This window comes from Kocuria sp. HSID17590, from assembly GCF_003989485.1.
Taxonomy (GTDB): Bacteria; Actinomycetota; Actinomycetes; order Actinomycetales; family Micrococcaceae; genus Kocuria; species Kocuria salsicia.
In genome coordinates this window covers 24,920-41,435 of record NZ_RBMB01000001.1, presented here as the reverse complement: position 1 = coordinate 41,435, position 16,516 = coordinate 24,920, and the positions used below count along the sequence as shown (strand labels likewise).

19 protein-coding genes are annotated in these 16,516 nt (G+C 70.8%); 5 read left to right on the top strand and 14 right to left on the bottom strand.

Annotation, left to right across the window (positions count from 1 at the left end; genetic code table 11):
- Positions 1–196 precede the first annotated feature (196 nt).
- On the top strand, positions 197–364 hold the full coding sequence (locus D8M39_RS12715) for a hypothetical protein (protein WP_164497786.1): 168 nt from the start codon (positions 197–199) through the stop codon (positions 362–364).
- A gap of 68 nt (positions 365–432) precedes the next feature.
- Here D8M39_RS12715 and D8M39_RS00190 read toward each other — a convergent pair whose 3' ends face one another.
- The 3 genes from D8M39_RS00190 to D8M39_RS00180 form a co-directional block, all read right to left on the bottom strand.
- Positions 433–669, bottom strand: coding sequence for a CDGSH iron-sulfur domain-containing protein (locus tag D8M39_RS00190; RefSeq protein WP_371413713.1), 237 nt, complete (start codon positions 667–669; stop codon positions 433–435).
- Between the two features lie 38 nt (positions 670–707).
- The gene (locus D8M39_RS00185; protein ID WP_121031207.1) at positions 708–1,766 is read right to left on the bottom strand and encodes an iron-containing redox enzyme family protein; all 1,059 of its coding nucleotides are present in this window, start codon (positions 1,764–1,766) and stop codon (positions 708–710) included.
- Between the two features lie 224 nt (positions 1,767–1,990).
- Positions 1,991–4,210 (bottom strand): catalase, encoded by a 2,220-nt coding sequence (locus D8M39_RS00180; protein WP_126874128.1) that lies wholly within the window; start codon positions 4,208–4,210, stop codon positions 1,991–1,993.
- 169 nt (positions 4,211–4,379) lie between these two features.
- On the opposite strand from D8M39_RS00180, the gene D8M39_RS00175 reads away from it, so the two are divergent.
- A complete protein-coding gene (locus D8M39_RS00175) occupies positions 4,380–4,967 on the top strand; it encodes a GNAT family N-acetyltransferase (RefSeq protein ID WP_110920721.1) in 588 nt (195 codons plus the stop codon).
- Positions 4,968–5,013: 46 nt separating this feature from the next.
- Here D8M39_RS00175 and D8M39_RS00170 read toward each other — a convergent pair whose 3' ends face one another.
- Genes D8M39_RS00170 through D8M39_RS00155 form a run of 4 tightly spaced genes read right to left on the bottom strand, consistent with a single transcriptional unit; the run spans position 5,014 to position 8,665 of the window.
- The gene (locus D8M39_RS00170) at positions 5,014–5,520 is read right to left on the bottom strand and encodes a GNAT family N-acetyltransferase (protein WP_126874127.1); all 507 of its coding nucleotides are present in this window, start codon (positions 5,518–5,520) and stop codon (positions 5,014–5,016) included.
- On the bottom strand, positions 5,521–6,192 hold the full coding sequence (locus tag D8M39_RS00165; RefSeq protein ID WP_121031213.1) for a hypothetical protein: 672 nt from the start codon (positions 6,190–6,192) through the stop codon (positions 5,521–5,523).
- Entirely contained in the window at positions 6,189–7,775 is a 1,587-nt protein-coding gene (locus tag D8M39_RS00160; protein ID WP_012399325.1) for a PTS ascorbate transporter subunit IIC, read from the bottom strand. The genes D8M39_RS00165 and D8M39_RS00160 overlap by 4 nt, the downstream gene beginning before the upstream one ends.
- Before the next feature lie 50 nt (positions 7,776–7,825).
- Positions 7,826–8,665 (bottom strand): PTS sugar transporter subunit IIA, encoded by an 840-nt coding sequence (locus tag D8M39_RS00155; RefSeq protein ID WP_012399324.1) that lies wholly within the window; start codon positions 8,663–8,665, stop codon positions 7,826–7,828.
- Between the two features lie 309 nt (positions 8,666–8,974).
- On the opposite strand from D8M39_RS00155, the gene D8M39_RS00150 reads away from it, so the two are divergent.
- The 3 genes from D8M39_RS00150 to D8M39_RS00140 all read left to right on the top strand — a co-directional run bounded on the left by D8M39_RS00150 (position 8,975) and on the right by D8M39_RS00140 (position 11,106).
- Complete coding sequence (locus D8M39_RS00150) at positions 8,975–10,051, top strand: 2,3-butanediol dehydrogenase (RefSeq protein ID WP_058954294.1); 1,077 nt, start codon at positions 8,975–8,977, stop codon at positions 10,049–10,051.
- A gap of 372 nt (positions 10,052–10,423) precedes the next feature.
- Positions 10,424–10,846 (top strand): organic hydroperoxide resistance protein, encoded by a 423-nt coding sequence (locus D8M39_RS00145; protein WP_110920538.1) that lies wholly within the window; start codon positions 10,424–10,426, stop codon positions 10,844–10,846.
- Positions 10,846–11,106, top strand: coding sequence for a hypothetical protein (locus D8M39_RS00140; RefSeq protein WP_238693876.1), 261 nt, complete (start codon positions 10,846–10,848; stop codon positions 11,104–11,106). Before D8M39_RS00145 ends, D8M39_RS00140 begins: the two co-directional genes overlap by 1 nt.
- A 119-nt stretch (positions 11,107–11,225) precedes the next feature.
- On the opposite strand, the gene D8M39_RS00135 is transcribed toward D8M39_RS00140, so the two are convergent.
- From D8M39_RS00135 to D8M39_RS00105, 7 genes are all read right to left on the bottom strand, one after another.
- Positions 11,226–11,702 carry a hypothetical protein gene (locus D8M39_RS00135; RefSeq protein WP_238693875.1) on the bottom strand — a complete coding sequence of 159 codons (477 nt, stop codon included), beginning with the start codon at positions 11,700–11,702 and terminating at the stop codon, positions 11,226–11,228.
- 263 nt (positions 11,703–11,965) lie between these two features.
- Positions 11,966–12,751, bottom strand: a complete 786-nt coding sequence (locus D8M39_RS00130; protein ID WP_238693874.1) for a glycosyltransferase family A protein — start codon at positions 12,749–12,751, stop codon at positions 11,966–11,968.
- A gap of 216 nt (positions 12,752–12,967) precedes the next feature.
- Complete coding sequence (locus D8M39_RS00125) at positions 12,968–13,471, bottom strand: methylated-DNA--[protein]-cysteine S-methyltransferase (RefSeq protein WP_126874124.1); 504 nt, start codon at positions 13,469–13,471, stop codon at positions 12,968–12,970.
- Positions 13,468–15,066, bottom strand: a complete 1,599-nt coding sequence (locus tag D8M39_RS00120; RefSeq protein ID WP_126874123.1) for an AlkA N-terminal domain-containing protein — start codon at positions 15,064–15,066, stop codon at positions 13,468–13,470. Before D8M39_RS00120 ends, D8M39_RS00125 begins: the two co-directional genes overlap by 4 nt.
- A 71-nt stretch (positions 15,067–15,137) precedes the next feature.
- Positions 15,138–15,206 (bottom strand): hypothetical protein, encoded by a 69-nt coding sequence (locus D8M39_RS12785; protein ID WP_202975508.1) that lies wholly within the window; start codon positions 15,204–15,206, stop codon positions 15,138–15,140.
- A 124-nt stretch (positions 15,207–15,330) separates the two neighbouring features.
- Positions 15,331–16,008: an alpha/beta hydrolase gene (locus D8M39_RS00110; protein WP_238693873.1), complete on the bottom strand. Its 678-nt coding sequence runs from the start codon at positions 16,006–16,008 to the stop codon at positions 15,331–15,333.
- Between the two features lie 26 nt (positions 16,009–16,034).
- Positions 16,035–16,484 carry a pyrimidine dimer DNA glycosylase/endonuclease V gene (locus D8M39_RS00105; RefSeq protein WP_012399315.1) on the bottom strand — a complete coding sequence of 150 codons (450 nt, stop codon included), beginning with the start codon at positions 16,482–16,484 and terminating at the stop codon, positions 16,035–16,037.
- Positions 16,485–16,516: the final 32 nt, after the last annotated feature.

Genomic DNA, 16,516 nt, shown 5'->3' with positions numbered 1-16,516 from the left:
CCAGCGTAGGGACGGGGAACGAGCGCACCCAAGGAATGTGTCGCCGTGCGTCCTCCCATGTCGGCGCGTGTCACGTGCTTGACACGAACCCCCGGGATGTGGCCGGTGTCACCCCTTGTCAGCCGGCAGCACACTGACGAAAATGGGGCGTGTCGGTGACTCCACCGATCAAGCAGTCCACAGAGAGGGCAGGACCGTGGCACAGAAGAATCCCGCCAACGCCGGCGAAGAGTCCATCAAGATGGATCCCCAGGACGAGAGCGCGGCCATGGCCCGCGACACCCAGGTGGACGCCGAGCCCGCCGACGAGGGCGTGGGCGCCATGACCGACAACAAGGGCGACGAGCCCGCGACCGAGAACTGACGCACCCCACGCAGACGAACGGCGGCCCGTGGCACGAGCCACGGGCCGCCGTCGTGCGCGGGGGAGGATCAGTCGGACTCGTCCGCGTCCTCCCGCGGGCTGCCGATGTTGTACCGCGGCGGCCTGGTGCGGAAGTTCGCGAGCTTGTGCGACCCGTCGCAGAACGGCGCGATCGAGGACATGTTGCACCGGCACAGGGCGACGACGCGGCGCGGCGGCTTCTGCGGCTCGGCCCCCGGTTCCGGGGCGATCATCACGTCCCCGCGCACCAGCAGCGGCCCGTTGGGGCAGGGGGTGATCACCACGGGGTCCTCGGGGGTGGGATCCTCGGGGCGCTCCTCCCTCACAGGGCGGCCGCCGGCTCGACCTCGCGCAGCGAGGAGCGCTCGTTGCTCCAGCACTCCAGCATGTGATCGCCCATGAGCCCGTCCACGTACAGGCACGCGGCAGCGCCGAACAGTACGTCCTGCAGCAACTCGGGCTCCTCCTGGGCGAGCGCCCCGGCGAGGTCACGTGCGGCGATCTGCTCGTGGACGGCGTCGGCCTCCACGTGCTCGTCGTAGTACCAGGTGACGTCCTCGCCGTAGCCGAGCTTGCGGAACGCGCGGCCGTAGTACTTGTTGGGGATCGAGGAGGTCATCTCGAACGCCGCGAGGTGACCGGCGATCGCGCCGCGCAGCCTGCGGTGCAGCCCGAAGAGACTCATCACGTTCATGGACGCGAGCGTGGGCGCGGGCACGAGGTCCAGATAGTGGTCCAGGGTGTCGTCCAGCCCGAAGCCGCGCATGCTCTGGGCGAAGATCGTGGCGTGCACCCGGTCCGGGCGGCCCCCGCCGTACTCGTCCGACTGGATCTCCACCAGGGCGGCCTTCGCGCGCCCGCGCAACCGGGCGATGCCCCACGAGTGCGGGTCCGCCTCGCGCAGCGTGTAGATGGAGCGGTGGATGAGGAACTCCCGCAGGATCTCCTCGCTGGGGTGCCGGGCGAGCCACGTGGCCAGGGTGGGCTTCTCGGCCCCGCCGGTGATGGCGAACATCGTGTCCACCAGCTCGGTGCCGTCCTGCGGCATGGGGTCCGGCATGGGCACCCGCTCCCGCAGCTCGGACTCGAACCGGGCCTCGAGCACCGCACGGATACGCAGCAGCTCGGGGTCCCACTCGCGGTTGCCGGTCACGAACTCGGCGGGGCCGTAGTGCAGCAGGTACAGCAGGAACAGGGACAGCTGGAGGTCCTCGTCGGCGAGCACGTCCTGCGTGGTCTCCACCGCGTTCTCGACGGCGCTCGCCAGCTCCCGGTACGCGGCTTCCGGGGTGTCCTCCGGTCCGGTCAGGACGCTCAGGAGGGCGGTGCTCACCGGTCCCCGAGCGACCGGGGCGGCAGTGCGGACGGGGGTTGTGGTCATGATGGTGGTCTCCCGTGAAGAAGTCGTCGAGTGCTCCGTCCACGGGTCGGGTGGCCCGCTGGCGGACGTGCCGCCGGCGATGCGCACCGGGTGGGGTGGCGTCGTCGGCACGGCGTGCACGGTGTCCTACCGCGCACGCGCTGGGTGGGGGAGCAGGCGGTTGCCCGCGGACCGTGACCGGGTCACGATCCGCGGGCAACCACGTGAACTGCTGCGGTTGTTCCCTATGCCAACATACCGGTGGTCGGGAAGCGTTCCCAGACCCGGTGGCTGCCGAGCAGCTCGGTCACGGTGCTCAGTGCGTCCTCGGCGGAGTCCGCCGCGACCACGCCGGGCGTCTGCGCGATCTGCAGGGTCTGTAGCGCCGTGGCGCCGGGTCCGACCGCGACGATCGCCTTGGCGTGGCGCCACATCTCGTTGACCAGCAGGCTCACGCGCGGATCCACGTCACCCGGGCTGGGGGCACCCGCCTTCGCGTCCATGCCCGCGGCCACCTGGTGGGCCGGCGCGCCCGCGGTGGCGACCACCACGGCGTCGAACTCGATGGAACGCGCCGTGAGCAGCGTGCGGTGGGCGACGACGCCCGGGGCCACCTCGCCGCCCTGCGGTGCGATCACCAGCGGGACCATGTCCGCGGCGTCGATCCGGGAGACGAGCGTGGTGAGCTGCTCGGCGTCCGTGTCCGGACCCACGAGGATGCCCACCTGGCGGCCGTCCACGGGCCACGTGCCACCCACCTGGGACAGCGCCGGCGAGGGCTGCACGTCCTGGGCCGGGGCCACGGTGGGCTCCTGGTCCGGCAGACCCAGCCCCTGCGCCACCGCGTGTCCCAGGGCGGGGTCGATGGCGAAGAGGTGCCGCAGCTGGCGCGTGCGGATGGTCTCGTCCCAGCACTTGCCGAGCTCGAACGCGTAGGCCTGCGCGGTGTGCTCGCGCTCCACCTCGCTCAGGCTGAGCCAGAACATGCGCACCTGGGAGAAGTGGTCGTCGAAGGACTGCGGCCGGGCGCGTTCCTTCACAGACTCCGCCACGGGGGCCGGGTAGTCGATGAAGGCGTGCTCGCTCTCGGGCGTCTCGAACGGGTTGCCGCCGTCCAGCGAGTTGGGGCGGTAGGGGGCCACTCCCGAGTGCACGGCGCTCTGGTGGTAGCCGTCCCGCAGCATGTCGTTGACCGCGGCGTGCGGACGGTTGATGGGCAGCTGGTTCCAGTTCGGCCCGCCCAGACGGGTGATCTGGGTGTCCAGGTAGGAGAAGAGCCGGCCCTGCAGCAGGGGGTCGTTGGTCACGTCGATGCCCGGGACCAGGTTGTTGGGGTTGAACGCCACCTGCTCCGTCTCCGCGAAGTAGTTGGAGGGGTTCCTGTCCAGGGTCATGAGACCCACGGGCTGCACGGGAACCAGTTCCTCCGGCACGATCTTCGTGGGATCGAGCAGGTCGATGCCCTGGAAGCTCTGCTCCTCGTTGTCCTCGAAGACCTGCACGCCCAGCTCCCACTGCGGGAACGCCCCGGCCTCGATGGCGTCCGCCAGGTCACGGCGGTGGAAGTCCGGATCTGCGCCGTTGATCAGCTGGGCCTCTTCCCACGCCACCGAGTGCACACCCAGGTGCGGCTTCCAGTGGAACTTCACCAGCACGGTGCTCCCGTCCGCTGCCACCAGGCGGAAGGTGTGGACGCCGAAGCCCTCCATGGTGCGGAAGGAGCGCGGGATGCCGCGGTCAGACATGTTCCAGATGGCGTGGTGCTGTGCTTCGGTGTGCAGGGACACGAAGTCCCAGAAGGTGTCGTGCGCGGATTGCGCCTGGGGGATCTCGCGGTCCGGGTGGGGTTTCCCGGCGTGGATGACGTCCGGGAACTTGATGGCGTCCTGGATGAAGAACACCGGCATGTTGTTGCCCACCAGGTCCCAGGTGCCCTCGTCCGTGTAGAACTTGGTGGCGAAGCCGCGGGTGTCACGGGCCAGATCGCCCGAGCCGCGGGAGCCCAGCACGGTGGAGAAGCGCACGAACACGGAGGTTTCCTTGTCCTTGGCGAACAGGCCCGCGCGGCTGAGCTTGGTGGCCGAGCCGTAGCCGCGGAACGTGCCGTGGGCACCCGCGCCGCGGGCGTGCACCACGCGCTCCGGGATGCGCTCGTGGTCGAAGTGGGAGATCTTCTCGCGGAAGTGGTGGTCCTGCAGCAGGACGGGCCCGCGGGCACCGGCCTTGAGGGACTGGTCGGAGTTCGTCAGGCGCGCGCCGTGCGCGGTGGTGAGGTACTCACCCTGCTGCGCCATGCTGGACATGGGTGCGTCGGTCGACGCTCCGGTGGGGGACACCCGCTCGGGCGCACCCTGGTCCGGCTTGGGCGGCAGGGGCTCACGCGGCGTCGTGGGCTCCTCGAGGGTCGGCTCCCCGGTGCCGGGAACGCCCGGAACCTGCGGTGTCTGGTTCTCGTGTGTGGACATGAAGATCCTCCTACGAAGAGACGGCACACCCACGGATGGGACGTTGGGTGTCATGTCACCACAATGACAGCACACTGACGGTCGTGGCTACACCTTTAGGTGTGCTCTCAGCCGAAGTGCCGAACGGTTCGGCGGATCGCCCCGGGGCGGCCCGTGAGACAGTGGGCCCATGACGTGGACACCCGTGACACTGGAGGGGCGGCTCGTGCGCCTGGAGCCCCTGAATCGTGAGCATCTGCGGGGGCTGGTCGAGGCCACCGAGGACGGGCGCATGTGGGAGCGCTGGTACACCAGCATCCCCTCCCCGGACGGCATGGCCGCCGCGATCGAGCAGCGGCTCACGTGGCAGCAGGACGGCTTCATGCTGCCCTTCACCACGGTGCGGCGCTCGGACGGCGCCGTGCTGGGGATGACCACCTTCTACGACCCCCACTGGGCCGTCCCCCGCGTGAGCGTGGGGCACACCTGGGCCAGGGCGTCCGCCCACGGCACGGGAACCAACGCGGAGTCCAAGCTGCTGCTCATGACCCACGCGTTCGAGGAGCTCGGCTGCCAGTGCGTGCGCTACGAGACCAGCTGGGCCAACCAGCAGTCCCGCACGGCCATCGAGCACCTCGGCGCCCGCCTGGACGGCGTGCTGCGCGGGGACCGCCGGGAGTCCAACGGTGCCCTGCGGGACACTGTGGTCTACTCGGTCCTCGCCCACGAGTGGCCGTCCGTGAAGGCGGGGCTCGAGGCGCGGGTGGCGCGGCGCTGAGGCGAGCGGGCGGCGTCGACCGCCGTGCTCCCAGCGCTGCGCGTACTCAGCCTTTCGGGACGGGCCGCTCGTAGCGGACCACCGAGCAGCGCACCGCGCCGTTCTCGTACGGCGCGGTCTCGCCTGTGGGTTCGTAGCCCAGGGCCTCCCAGAAGCCGACGGCGCTCGCCGCGTTCGTCTCCACCACGCCCAGGCGCAGGGTACTCACCTCGGGCCAGGTCTGCACCAGTTCCAGGACGTGGTCGTGGAGCCGGCGACCCAGGCCGTGGCCGTGGCGGTCTCCCCGGACGAGCAGGAGGCCGATGTAGGCCTGGTGCTCCGCGGGATAGCCGCGCAGGACATCCGCGACACCCACAAGGACGGGACCGTCGAAGAGCCCCAGGTCCACCTTCCGCTCGCCCGTGATCCCGGGAGGGGCGGCGGAGAGGATCTCGGTGGCGTCGTCCGGGGAGGGCGGGTGGCCGCTGATCCGCAGGGTGTAGCCGGGGCTCGACTCCAGCAGGTCATGAACCGCGGGGGCATCGGCAGCGGTGAGGCGGCGCAGCTCGTACACCTACGCCCCTGGCGGGGTGACGGGCACGGGGGAGATGATCGGGGCGGCGTCGGGAATCCGGACCGTGCTGGTCAGGGCGGTGAGGCTCGGCCGGCGGGGGGTGGAGCTGAAGCCGAAGTCCGGGGGCGGGACCATGTCCGTGAGGGTGCCCAGATCGTGGCCGTCCCATGCGGCGCGGGAAAACGTGATGGCGTGCAGGTCGTAGGCGGAGTACCACTCGGTGCGGTGGTTGCCCGCGGTGCCCAGGGTGCGCACGCCGGGCATCACCCGGCGGGCCACCGGGTCCGTGAGGTGCGCGAACGGCAGGGAAGTGCCCAGAGGTCGCGGCACGGACTGCAGCAGCCAGCCCAGCGGTGAGCGTGGACCCACGCTGAACTGCCACGTGAGGGGTCCTGCGGTGACGGTCCAGCGCGAGGCGCGGGAGAAGCCGGTGCGGTGCACGTTCACGGGGACGCGGGTGACGGTGTCGAAGGTGTAGGTGTCCGAGACGAACCCGGCCACCCAGTCGTTGGGAGCCAGCAGCTCGCGGCGGCCGTCCGGATGGGCGACCATGACGTCCGCGAACGGACCCTGCGGGGTGCGGTCCCAGCAGCCGAGCACCAGGCGGGTGCCCCCGGAGGTGCCGACGCCGGCGATGTGGCCGGTGAAGCGGTGGGTGGTGGAGGAGGTCATGGGGCAAGCGTAGGCGGCGGGACCGGCGCGCCTTCGGGTGGCGTAATTTTTGGGTAGGTCTTCCCGCTCGTGGCTCCTTCTGCACCGGAGGTGAGGCTACCCGTGGAGTTGTCAGCCGCAACTGCGGTGGCAGTTCCGGCTGGTGACGCGACGCGGGCGGGGGAGGGATCCCAACCGCCACGGACCACTCGCTTCTGCACGACAATGGCTCCGATCAGCAGGGCCAGGCCGATGAGCGCGAGGATGATCGAGCCCAGGACCACGCCGGGCTTGGCGCCGTAGCCGATGAGGATGCCGAACCACCCGAAGTCGGTGTCTCCGAACGTGGTGTTCTCGGATCCGAAACTGCCCAGGACCTTGAGCAGCAGCGCGGGCAGGAAAGTTACCAGAAGACCGTTGACGAATGCGCCGGCCACTGCGCCGCGGCGACCTCCCGTCGCGTTTCCGTAGACACCTGCAGCGCCGCCAGTGAAGAAGTGGGGCACCAGCCCCGGAAGGATCAGTGCGAGGCCGAACATCGGTCCAAAGACCGTCCCCAGCAGTAGCAGGCCCACGAGGCCGCCCACGAAACTCGAAATGAAGCCGATGAGCACGGCGTTCTGAGCGAACGGGAAGACAATCGGAGCGTCCAGTGCGGGTACGGCACCGGGAACCACTTTCGCGGCGATTCCCTGGAAGGCCGGCACCAGCTCGCCGAGGATGGTTCGTACACCGAACAGGATGACCGCAACGGCGATGCCGAACTGCAGGCCCTGCGTGACGGCCTGCATGATGTAGTTCCCCGCGTTCGTTGCCCCGCCCTCGAACGCCTGGAACGCGGTCTCCGACCCAGCGCGAAACAGGTAGACCACGGCCACGATGACGTACATGACCACCATGGACAGTGCCGTGGCGACCATGGAATCGCGCAGGAACCGCAGACCTTCCGGGACCTTGATCTCCTCCGTGGAACGGCTCTTCCCTCTCGGATCCACCCAGCGGCCCACGGCCCCCGAGGCGATGTACCCGAGCGTTCCGAAGTGCCCGATGGCTATGGAGTCGTCACCCGTGACCTTGCGGGTCCACGGTTGTGCCAGAGCTGGCAGGGCCACCATCAGGATCCCCAGCAGGACCGCACCGAGAATCACCACGACCGGGGTGGGCATCCCGGCGGAGGCCATCACGACCGTGATCAGCGTCGCCATGAACAGCAAGTGGTGTCCTGTGAGGAACACGTAGCGCAAGGGTGTGAAACGCGCGAGAAGAACGGCCACTACGAACCCGAGGATCATCAGCCAGGAGACCTGCGCCCCGTACTGCTGCTGGGCGATGCCAGCGATTGCCTCGTTGGTCGGCACCACTCCCTGGGCCCCGAGGGCGCCTTGAATCATGGTGCCCAGGGGCGTGAGCGAGGCCGCCACCAGCGTGGCGCCTGCCCCGATGAGCAGGAACCCGAGGATTGCCTTGATGGCCCCGCCAGCAACCTGCCCCGCGCTCTTGCGCAGCGCGATCAGGCCGATGGCCGTGATGATGCCGATGAGGTAGGCGGGCACGCTGAGGATCTCGTTGACGAGGAACTGCGAGGTTGCGACCAGAACATTCATGGGTGGTTCTTCCAATGGAGAGGACGAGAGGGCTCGAAGGGGGCAGGGGGTCAGACGGCGTACCGATGTCGCATGGCGGCATCGATCTCCTCCTGGGAGGTGAAGTTCTCAATGATCTCGACCGGCACACCGACGTCCCCCAGCGTTTGTGCAATGGCCTGGGAGGTCAGGAGGAAGTCTGCTTCCTTGGCACGCCCTTTCGCGGAGATGGTGTCTGTGGCCTCAATGGTCAAATAGGGGCTCCACCCCCACCTGTCCAGAACCTGTTCGGCCGTGTTCTTCAGGAACAGGCTGGTCCCCAGACCGTTGCCGCACACGGTCAGCACGAGCCCCTTGGAGGGGACTTGGTCGGAACTCCCGGACTCGGACGTGGGGGCCGTTTCGTTGGCGGCGCCAGAAACCGCGGGTGCTGGAACCGCTCTCGGGTTCTTCTTGGCCCCGGACCCGGTTTCCAGCGCGGCGAGCACGCCTTCCGGCGACGTCGCATTGTCCAGGGCAAGCCGACGTTCCGGGGTGCCCAGCACCCGGGCGAGCGAGGCGAGAGCCTTCTGGTGCGCCTTCGAGTCCACGGACGCCAGGGCCATCACCAGCTGCACGGGGTCGTTGGCCTTGTTGCCGAACTCCACGGGCTCACTCAGCCTGACGAACGACAGGCCGGTGCGGGCCACGGACCCGTCCGGGCGTGCATGGGCCAGAGCGAAACCCGGGGCGATCACGATGTACGGCCCGTGCTCCTCCACGACCTCGATCATCGCTTCTGTGTACGAGGGCCCCGCGGTACCCGCCGCCGTCAACAGGTCACCAGAGAGCCGTATGGCATCCCGCCAGTCTGTCGCGGAGGCGTCGAGCCGGATGGCCGAGGTGGGGACGAGGCCGCTGAGGTCTGACACTGGGATTCCTCCTGGATCGATGGTCACGCCGGGAATCCGGGGCAGCACCCTGAATGCGGTGGCGCTCGGGAAACCAGAATGCTTTCAAGAGTGTCCTGCACCCACGCCGGCGTTCGGTGCTGCCCAGGCTGATGCTACTGGCACCCTGCTCCCCAGTTCGGGAGTTCGTGCACGCACTGCGGCAGCGTCTCCCGGGACGTCTGCCCTCCATGGGCAGTCCCCTCGCCGCACCCTCGAATCTGTGCGCACAAGGCTTAGAATTAGTGTCAGGGCGCGGGGCGTCCGCGCTCGTCAAGGTGAGGAGATTCCATGAGAGCGGCGCGCTACTACGGACGCAATGACATTCGAATCGACGAACTGCCCGAGCCCGAGGTCGGTCCCGGCATGGTGGGAATCGATGTCGCGTGGTGCGGCATCTGCGGCACCGACCTCCACGAGTACCTCGAGGGCCCGATCTTCTGTCCCACCCCGGACACCCCTCATCCGATTTCCGGCGAGACCGCGCCTGTGACCATGGGACATGAATTCTCCGGGGTGATCTACGAGCTCGGCGACGGAGTGGGCGATCTGCGGGTGGGCCAGCACGTGGTTGTGGAGCCCTACATCATCGGCGAGGACGTGGACACCGGGCCCGAGAGCAAGGACTACCACCTCTCCCGCGACATGAACTTCATCGGCCTGGCCGGAGGCGGGGGTGGTCTCGGCGAGAAGATCGCTGTGCGGCGTCGATGGGTGCACCCCGTGTCCGATGTTGTGCCACTGGACCAGGCCGCCCTGATCGAACCGCTCTCAGTGGGATACCACGCGGCGGAGCGCTCCGGGGCCAAGGCCGGGGACGTTGCCGTTGTGGGCGGCGCCGGGCCCATCGGCCTCCTGACCGCTGCGGTGCTGAAGGCCCTGAGCGTCACCGTGGTCGTGTCCGAGCTCAGCCCGCTGCGGCGGCAGAAGGCCTTGGATACGGGCGTGGCTGACTACGCCCTGGATCCCCGGGAGGTAGATGTCGCCCAGGAGGTCCGAAGGCTCACGAACGGCAAGGGTGCGGACGTGGCCTTCGAGTGCACCAGTGTGCAAGTGGTGCTGGACACCCTCATGGATGTACTACGGCCCACCGGCGTGCTCGTGGTCGTATCCATCTGGGGCAAGCGCGCGGACTTTGACATGCACAAGCTCGTGATGAAGGAGATCGACCTACGGGGCACCATCGCCTATGTGAACTCGCACCCGGCCACCATCGAACTGGTGGAATCCGGGAAGATCGACCTGGCGCCGTTCATCACCGGCAAGATCGGGGTGGACGGTCTGGTGGAGGAGGGTTTCGAAACCCTGATCCATCGCAATGAGACCGCGGTCAAGATCCTGGTCTCACCCTCCGGGAAGGGGCTCTGATCCATCGAGCCTGATCGGTCTCCTCCGTCTCGGGTGTCTTTCCGGGGCGGGGGAAGCCGCCGGGCACGTCCCTCGCCCTGCCCCGGAACGCATCGGGTCACCGGCAACGGCGGCGCCGACCGCGGACCATTGCCGATATATTGGTTGTGGACAACCAAAAAGCACGCAACTATACTCGACCTCGGTCGCGTTGCCCGGCGTCCGGTCCCCCCCCCGCCATCACGCCGAGCACCTGACGCGACCACGTGTCATGAGCGGGCGCCGCGGACCGTCGGTCCGGGAGGTGCCCACCCACGCGCGGTACCACCATGGCGGGTCTCGGTTCTTGGGGGGTCGAGACCTGCCAGTCCCGCCAGCGAAGGAGAAAACATCATGGACGCTCTCTACACCGCAGAAGCACTTGCCCAGGGCGCGGGCCGCAACGGCAGCGTGGCCCTCAAGGACGGCTCCCTGCAGTTCGACCTCGCCATTCCGAAGGAGATGGGTGGTTCCGGCAACGGCGCCAACCCCGAGCAGCTCTTCGCCGCCGGGTACGCCGCGTGCTTCCACTCGGCGCTGCAGATGGTCGCCCGCCAGCAGAAGGTCTCGCTCGGCGATTCCGCGGTGGGTGCCCGCGTGCAGATCGGCAACAACGGGGAGGGTGGCTTCGGCCTGGCCGTGCAGCTCGAGGTGGTCGTTCCCGAGCTCGAGCACGACAAGGCCCAGGAACTCGCCGACGCCGCCCACCAGGTCTGCCCCTACTCCAACGCCACGCGCGGCAACATCGAGGTCACTGTGACGGTAGTGGACGAGTGATGGACCTCCCCACACCGTCTCGCCGCAAGGCACCCAAGCTCTCCCCCGCCCGCCACATCGTCCGCACCGCGCTCGGCGGCTTCCTGGCCTTCGCGGGCGTCAGCCATCTGACCTTCGCCCGTGACGAGTTCCAGGCGCAGGTGCCCGAGTTCGTTCCCCTGGACACGGACACCAAGCGCTTTGTGCGCCTGTTCTTCCAGCCCGTCCTGATCGCCGCTGCACTGTGGTCCACCGGCGCCCTGCGGGACCGGCGCAGGTAAGTCACGCGCACCGCCGGGCGGGGCGCGCCGCGAGCGGTGCGCCCCGGCCGGCCCACGGGTCGGGTGCCCGCCACGGGCAAGCCGCTGGGATTCCCCCTGCCCGTCACGCGCACTCGTGCTCACCGCGGCGCGCGATGCCGCCCCACCAGGGCGGCACCCAACACCCCCACGGTCACGTCCCCGAGAGTGTCCAGGGGCGGGATGTGGATCTCCGGGGTCACGAACAGGAACCCCAGAAGCTCCATGACCTCCCACGCCGTGGCGATCGCCAGACCCGCCAGCGCGCACAGCAGGTACGGTTCCCGGCGCGCGTTCCGCACGCGCTCCCGCAGCTGTCCGCTGCCGCGCAGCACCCGGTTCCACAGCATCCACACCAGCGCGTACAGTGCCACGAAGTGGATGAGGATGTCCCACCACCAGATCCGGCTGTACAGCTGCTCGGCCGCGCTCACCGCCGCGGTGAGCAGCACCACCGAGCACAGCGCACGCGGCCACGGCGCGCGGAACCATAGGAACGCGAGCACCTGACCCAGCCCGGCCAGCATCAGCACGGCGGCATCCACCCAGCGCGCGTCCAGGGCGTAGGCCCCGGCCACGACCACGGCGGTGAAGCACGTCGCCGACGCCGCCCCCGCACCGGCTCGCCGTATCCACCCCGTGCGTCGATCGGGGGTGTCCCCGGCTGCCGTCGATCTCCCCGCGCCCGCTCGCTCCGACGGTAACGACGCCGCTGCCGCGCCGTCTGACTCGCAGCCCGAGCTCGGGCCCCGGTGAGCCGACGCCTGCTGAAGACGGGCGCGCACGGGGAACCGTGCGGCGTCGTTGCCCCGGGACGTGCCCGAAGGGGAGGAGCCGGGCGTCACTCGCGGTCACCCCGTCCGCCGAGCAGGCGGCGCCGGATGCGCACCCACGGCCGCTGCGCGCGCCAGTTGGCGGCCACGGTGGCCGATGCCATGCGCAGCTGGCGCCGGATGCGCGCGGGCGAGACCACCGCCCGCCACGAGACCACCGCCGCACTGCCGGGGTCCATGAGCACCCGTTCGTGGGGACGCACGCGGAAGCTGAGGTCGAAGTCGTCGTGCACGCGGGCATCGCGGTGGACCTCGACGGAGACCCGCCGCCACCACTCGCGCGTGAAGGCCATGTCCGAGCCCCACAGCGCCCAGTGCCCCAGCGCGGTCCCGGCCACCAGCCGGTAGGCCGTGATGTAGGCGGCACCCGCGATACGCCCGAGGCCCGGGCGCTGCGGGCCGAAGCGCGCCACCCCGGACACCGCCACCGCGTCCCTGCCGCGGGGCTCGTCCAGTGCGCGGGTCAGACTGCTCACGTGCCGCTCGATCCACGTGGGCGCGGGCAGGCTGTCCGCGTCGCAGCGCAGGATCAGGTCACCGCGTGCGGCGTCGTATCCCGCCGCGGCCGCGTGGGCGACGCCGGGCTCGGGCTCCCGCACGCACTGCACCTCGGGGTGCCGCGCGAGAACCTCCCGCAGGTGGTCGGAGGACGCGTTGTCCACCACCACGATCTCGTCCGGAACGCGGGTCTGGCGCCGGAGGGCTTGCAGGCAGCGTTCCAGGTAGGCGGCGTCGTTGCGCACGGGGATGACGACGCTGCACGTCCTGCCCTGCGCCGCGCTCACCCGTTCCACCCGCACAGTCTGTCACGCCCCCGGGGGACCTCCGGGGGCGGGGAGTGACGGTGCATCGGGCGCCCTCACGCGGCACGGTGGTGCCGCGGGGCGCTGACGGTCGGGTGCGACGACGCGCGGTCCGGGCGGGCGGGAGGCGGGCGCCCCTATACGGTGCCCGCCTCCGCGGCGTCCAAAACATCCCCGGCACCACGGCCGCTCGGTCACACGCGGGGCTCAGCGCGCCCGCCCCGCCGCCTCCCGCTCCAGCAGGCTCCGCTTCACGTCCTCGCCCCACGCGAAGCCACCCATCGAGCCGTCCGCGCGCAGCACGCGGTGGCACGGCACGAACAGCGCCACGGGATTGCGCGCGCACACGGACGCCGCCGCCCGCACCGCCCGCGGGGTGCCCAGGGCCTCGGCGAACTCCGTGTACGTGAGCGGGTCACCGGGCCGGATGCGCCGCAGCTGCTCCCACCCGGCGAGCTGCCCGTCCGTGCCGTGCACCTCCACGGGCACGGCCATGACCGGGTTGAGTTCACCGGCGTAGAACGCCCGCACGGCGTCCATCGCGGCCACGGGCCCGGTGCGCACGTCCCGCGGGCGCCACTCCGCCCGCACCCGGGCGAGCGCCTCCTCGGGGGACGCGGTCCACCCCGAGGCGAGCACCGCCCCGTCCGGCCCGGCCACGGCCGTGAACGGGCCGTCCGGGGTGTCGATGGTCTCCACGGTGTGGGTCATGGCTGCTCGCTCTCGTCGAAGGTGGCGGGTGGGGTCAGCGGACCCCACAGGTGGGTGGTGGCGTAGCTGCGCCACGGGGCGGCGCTCTGCGCCCACGCGGTCAGCGCCTTCTTGTCCCCGGGCAGACCGATCCGCTGCGCGCCGGCCCGCAGAGCGCCGTCGTCCACCAGGAACACGTCCGGGTCCCCGGTGACCCGCATGCGCACGTGGTCCGCGGTCCACGGCCCCACCCAGGGAAGGGCGAGCAGAGCGGCACGCTGCTGGGCGGCGTCGTCCCCGGGGGAGAGGCTCAGCTCCCCGGAGGCGACGGCGCTCGCGGCCCCGAGCACCGCGCGCACCCTGCCCGCGGGGCCGCGCAGGAAGCGCTCGCCGTGCTCCGCGATCGCCGCCGCGGTGGGGAACATGTGGCTCAGCCCGGGGGCGAACTCCGGGGCGGGCTCGCCCATCTCCCGCGTTCGGGCGCCGAGCACGGTGCGCGCGGCGGCCAGGGAGATCTGCTGGCCGATCAGGGTGCGGATCAGCGTCTCCTCCGGGTCCGCGGAGCCGACGACGCGCAGCCCCGGCCGGGCCGCGACGATTGGGCGCAGGGCGGGCACGTGGGAGAGCGCCTCGTCCACGGCGAGGGGGTCGGCGTCCAGGTCGAAGAGCCTCCGGACCCGTGCGATCAGGGCGGGCAGGTCCGCGAGGTCCGTGAGACGGGCGCGCATCCGCAGCTCGTCCGCGCCCCGCCGGTACACCCGCAGCCACGCGGGGCCGCCCGGCAGGCGCAGGGTCCGGGAGTAGGAGGTGGCCGTCCCGACCTCCACCCCCTCGACGGCGTGCACCGCGAACCACACGAACAGGCCGTGCAGGTCCAGGGGTGCGCGGTAGCTCAGGGCCAGGTCCACCTCACCGAAGTCCGCGGCCGAGGAGAGGGTCGCGTTGCGGGAGGTGTTCAGCTGCACCGCGGGGCGGGGCAGGGAGGCGGGCCGCGCGGCGTCGTGCCCGGGGCGGCCGTGGGAGGGCGCACGAGCCCCGGGGGTGCGCCGGCCCTGCTCGCGCAGCTGCAGGGGTGTCATGTCGTAGACGGCACGGATCACCTCGTTGCACTGGCGCACGCTGGAGAACCCCGCAGAGAAGGCGATCTCGGAGACCTTCAGCTCCGTCTGCGTGAGCAGGGCACGGGCGGTCTGTGCGCGATGGGCCCGGGCCAGGGCGAGCGGTCCCGCACCGAGCTCCTCGCCCAGCACACGGGTGAGGTGGCGGGGCGAGTACCCGGTTCGCCGCGCGAGTCCCTCGATCCCTTCGCGGTCCACGACGCCCTCGGCGATCAGCCGCATGGCGCGCCCGGCCACGTCCCCGCGCACGTCCCACTCGGGGGAGCCCGGAACGGCCTCAGGCGCGCAGCGCTTGCACGCCCGGAAACCCGCGGCGTGGGCGGCCGCGCTCGTGCGGAAGAACTCCACGTTCTCGCGGCGCGGGGTGCGGGCCGGACAGCTGGGGCGGCAGTAGATCCCGGTGGTGCGCACGGCCATCACGAACTGCCCGTCGAAGCGGGCGTCCCGTGAGCGAACGGCGCGGTAGCGCTCGTCGGAGGCGGTGTCCTGGGTGGGCATGCCCACCAGACTCGCACCGTCCGGCGCCGGACGCTAGCGGGTTTCGGACACGGCGCTCGGCGGGGCGGGCGTCAGTTGAGCAGTGCGTTCCCCAGGTTCAGGGCCGCGGCGAACGCGACCCACCCGAGATACGGGAGCATGAGCCCGGCGGCCACGCGGGCGGGGCGAAGAACAGCAGCTCGAGGTTCCCGTGGACTTCTTGGGCGCTGGACGACGCCAGGTCACCGAGTGCGGCGACCGCCGCGACGAGCAGGACGAACGGGATCAGGCAGAGCAACGAGCGGTCTGCGGACCGTGGTCCCCGAAGCTTGCGCGGCTGGCCTCCGGGATCTCCTCCATCGCGGCGTCCGCGGGCAGCATGTCACGCGCCGCGGCGATCTTCTTCGGCGTGGACAGCCCGTCCTGACCGCACCCGATGCTGAGCACGGACAGCGCCGTCCCGGAGAGGTCCGTGGCGCAGTAGGAGCCCAGCAGCAGGCCCTCGGACTCCGGGGCCAGCCGGCACGCCCGCACCCCGCCCATCGAGTGGCCTCCCACGAACCAGTCGTTCACCTGCGGCGCCTCGGCGGTGAAGGCGGTGACGTCCCGGCGGTCGAACAGGGCCAGGTGCAGCCACGGGTCCGGGATCACCACCGTCATCCCCTCCTCGGCCACCAACCCGGACAGCCGCGCCGCACAGGCCTCCGGCTCCACCTTGGCCCCCGGGCAGAACACCAGCCCGCGCTGCGTGCCCACGGGGTGCGCCGGGTGCAGCACCACGGCGGAGTCCCTCTGCTCCACACGGATCGCGGGATCGTGCTGCACGCCCTCCCAGGGCCCGGGCTCGGCGCTCATCACACCGGTGCCGCTCCAGAGCAGCAGCCCTCCCACGGCCAGCGCCAGCACCGCGGCCAGTGCCCTCGCCGCGACCACGAGCCACCGCCGCGCACGACGACGCCGCACGCCAGGTTCCTACCGGGCGTCCCCGGTCAGCTCCTGGTCCGTTCCCACTCGGCCACTTCCCCGGGGACCACCGCGAACAGCGGGTGGGCGGGGGCGGCGTCGGGATCCGAGCCGTCCAGCGCGGTGCGCGCCCACTCGGGATCGCGGGCGAGCACCTTCTGCAGCAGGAACTCGAACTCGTAGCGCAGCTGGCCCGTGGTCACCGTGATGGACCGGGGTTCGGCGTCCACCGGGCGCACCACCCGGGTGCGGTCGAAGGCGTAGCCGCGCCGGTCGGCCTCGTCCGCGACACCGTGCAGGTACGCGGCCACGAAGCCGACCGGGTCGCTCGTGGCCCGGAAGCGCTGCAGCTGCGGGTGGCGCGTGTAGCCCGTGGTCTCGCCCAGCAGCACCTTCTGGGCGAGCAGCCCCTCGCGCCAGTCCGCCACGAGGGCGCGACGATCCAGCAGGGACGGGTGAAGTGACCACAGACGCATGACCCCATTCAATCGTGCAGTGCCCCGGAACC

Excerpts from the sequence above, each read along its gene's own strand:
- D8M39_RS00185 (WP_121031207.1), bottom strand. The coding sequence starts at position 1,766 with ATGACCACAACCCCCGTCCGCACTGCCGCCCCGGTCGCTCGGGGACCG.
- D8M39_RS00180 (WP_126874128.1), bottom strand. The coding sequence starts at position 4,210 with ATGTCCACACACGAGAACCAGACACCGCAGGTTCCGGGCGTTCCCGGC.
- D8M39_RS00175 (WP_110920721.1), top strand. The coding sequence starts at position 4,380 with ATGACGTGGACACCCGTGACACTGGAGGGGCGGCTCGTGCGCCTGGAG.
- D8M39_RS00165 (WP_121031213.1), bottom strand. The coding sequence starts at position 6,192 with ATGACCTCCTCCACCACCCACCGCTTCACCGGCCACATCGCCGGCGTC.
- D8M39_RS00160 (WP_012399325.1), bottom strand. The coding sequence starts at position 7,775 with ATGAATGTTCTGGTCGCAACCTCGCAGTTCCTCGTCAACGAGATCCTC.
- D8M39_RS00150 (WP_058954294.1), top strand. The coding sequence starts at position 8,975 with ATGAGAGCGGCGCGCTACTACGGACGCAATGACATTCGAATCGACGAA.
- D8M39_RS00145 (WP_110920538.1), top strand. The coding sequence starts at position 10,424 with ATGGACGCTCTCTACACCGCAGAAGCACTTGCCCAGGGCGCGGGCCGC.
- D8M39_RS00140 (WP_238693876.1), top strand. The coding sequence starts at position 10,846 with ATGGACCTCCCCACACCGTCTCGCCGCAAGGCACCCAAGCTCTCCCCC.
- D8M39_RS00125 (WP_126874124.1), bottom strand. The coding sequence starts at position 13,471 with ATGACCCACACCGTGGAGACCATCGACACCCCGGACGGCCCGTTCACG.
- D8M39_RS00120 (WP_126874123.1), bottom strand. The coding sequence starts at position 15,066 with ATGCCCACCCAGGACACCGCCTCCGACGAGCGCTACCGCGCCGTTCGC.
- D8M39_RS00105 (WP_012399315.1), bottom strand. The coding sequence starts at position 16,484 with ATGCGTCTGTGGTCACTTCACCCGTCCCTGCTGGATCGTCGCGCCCTC.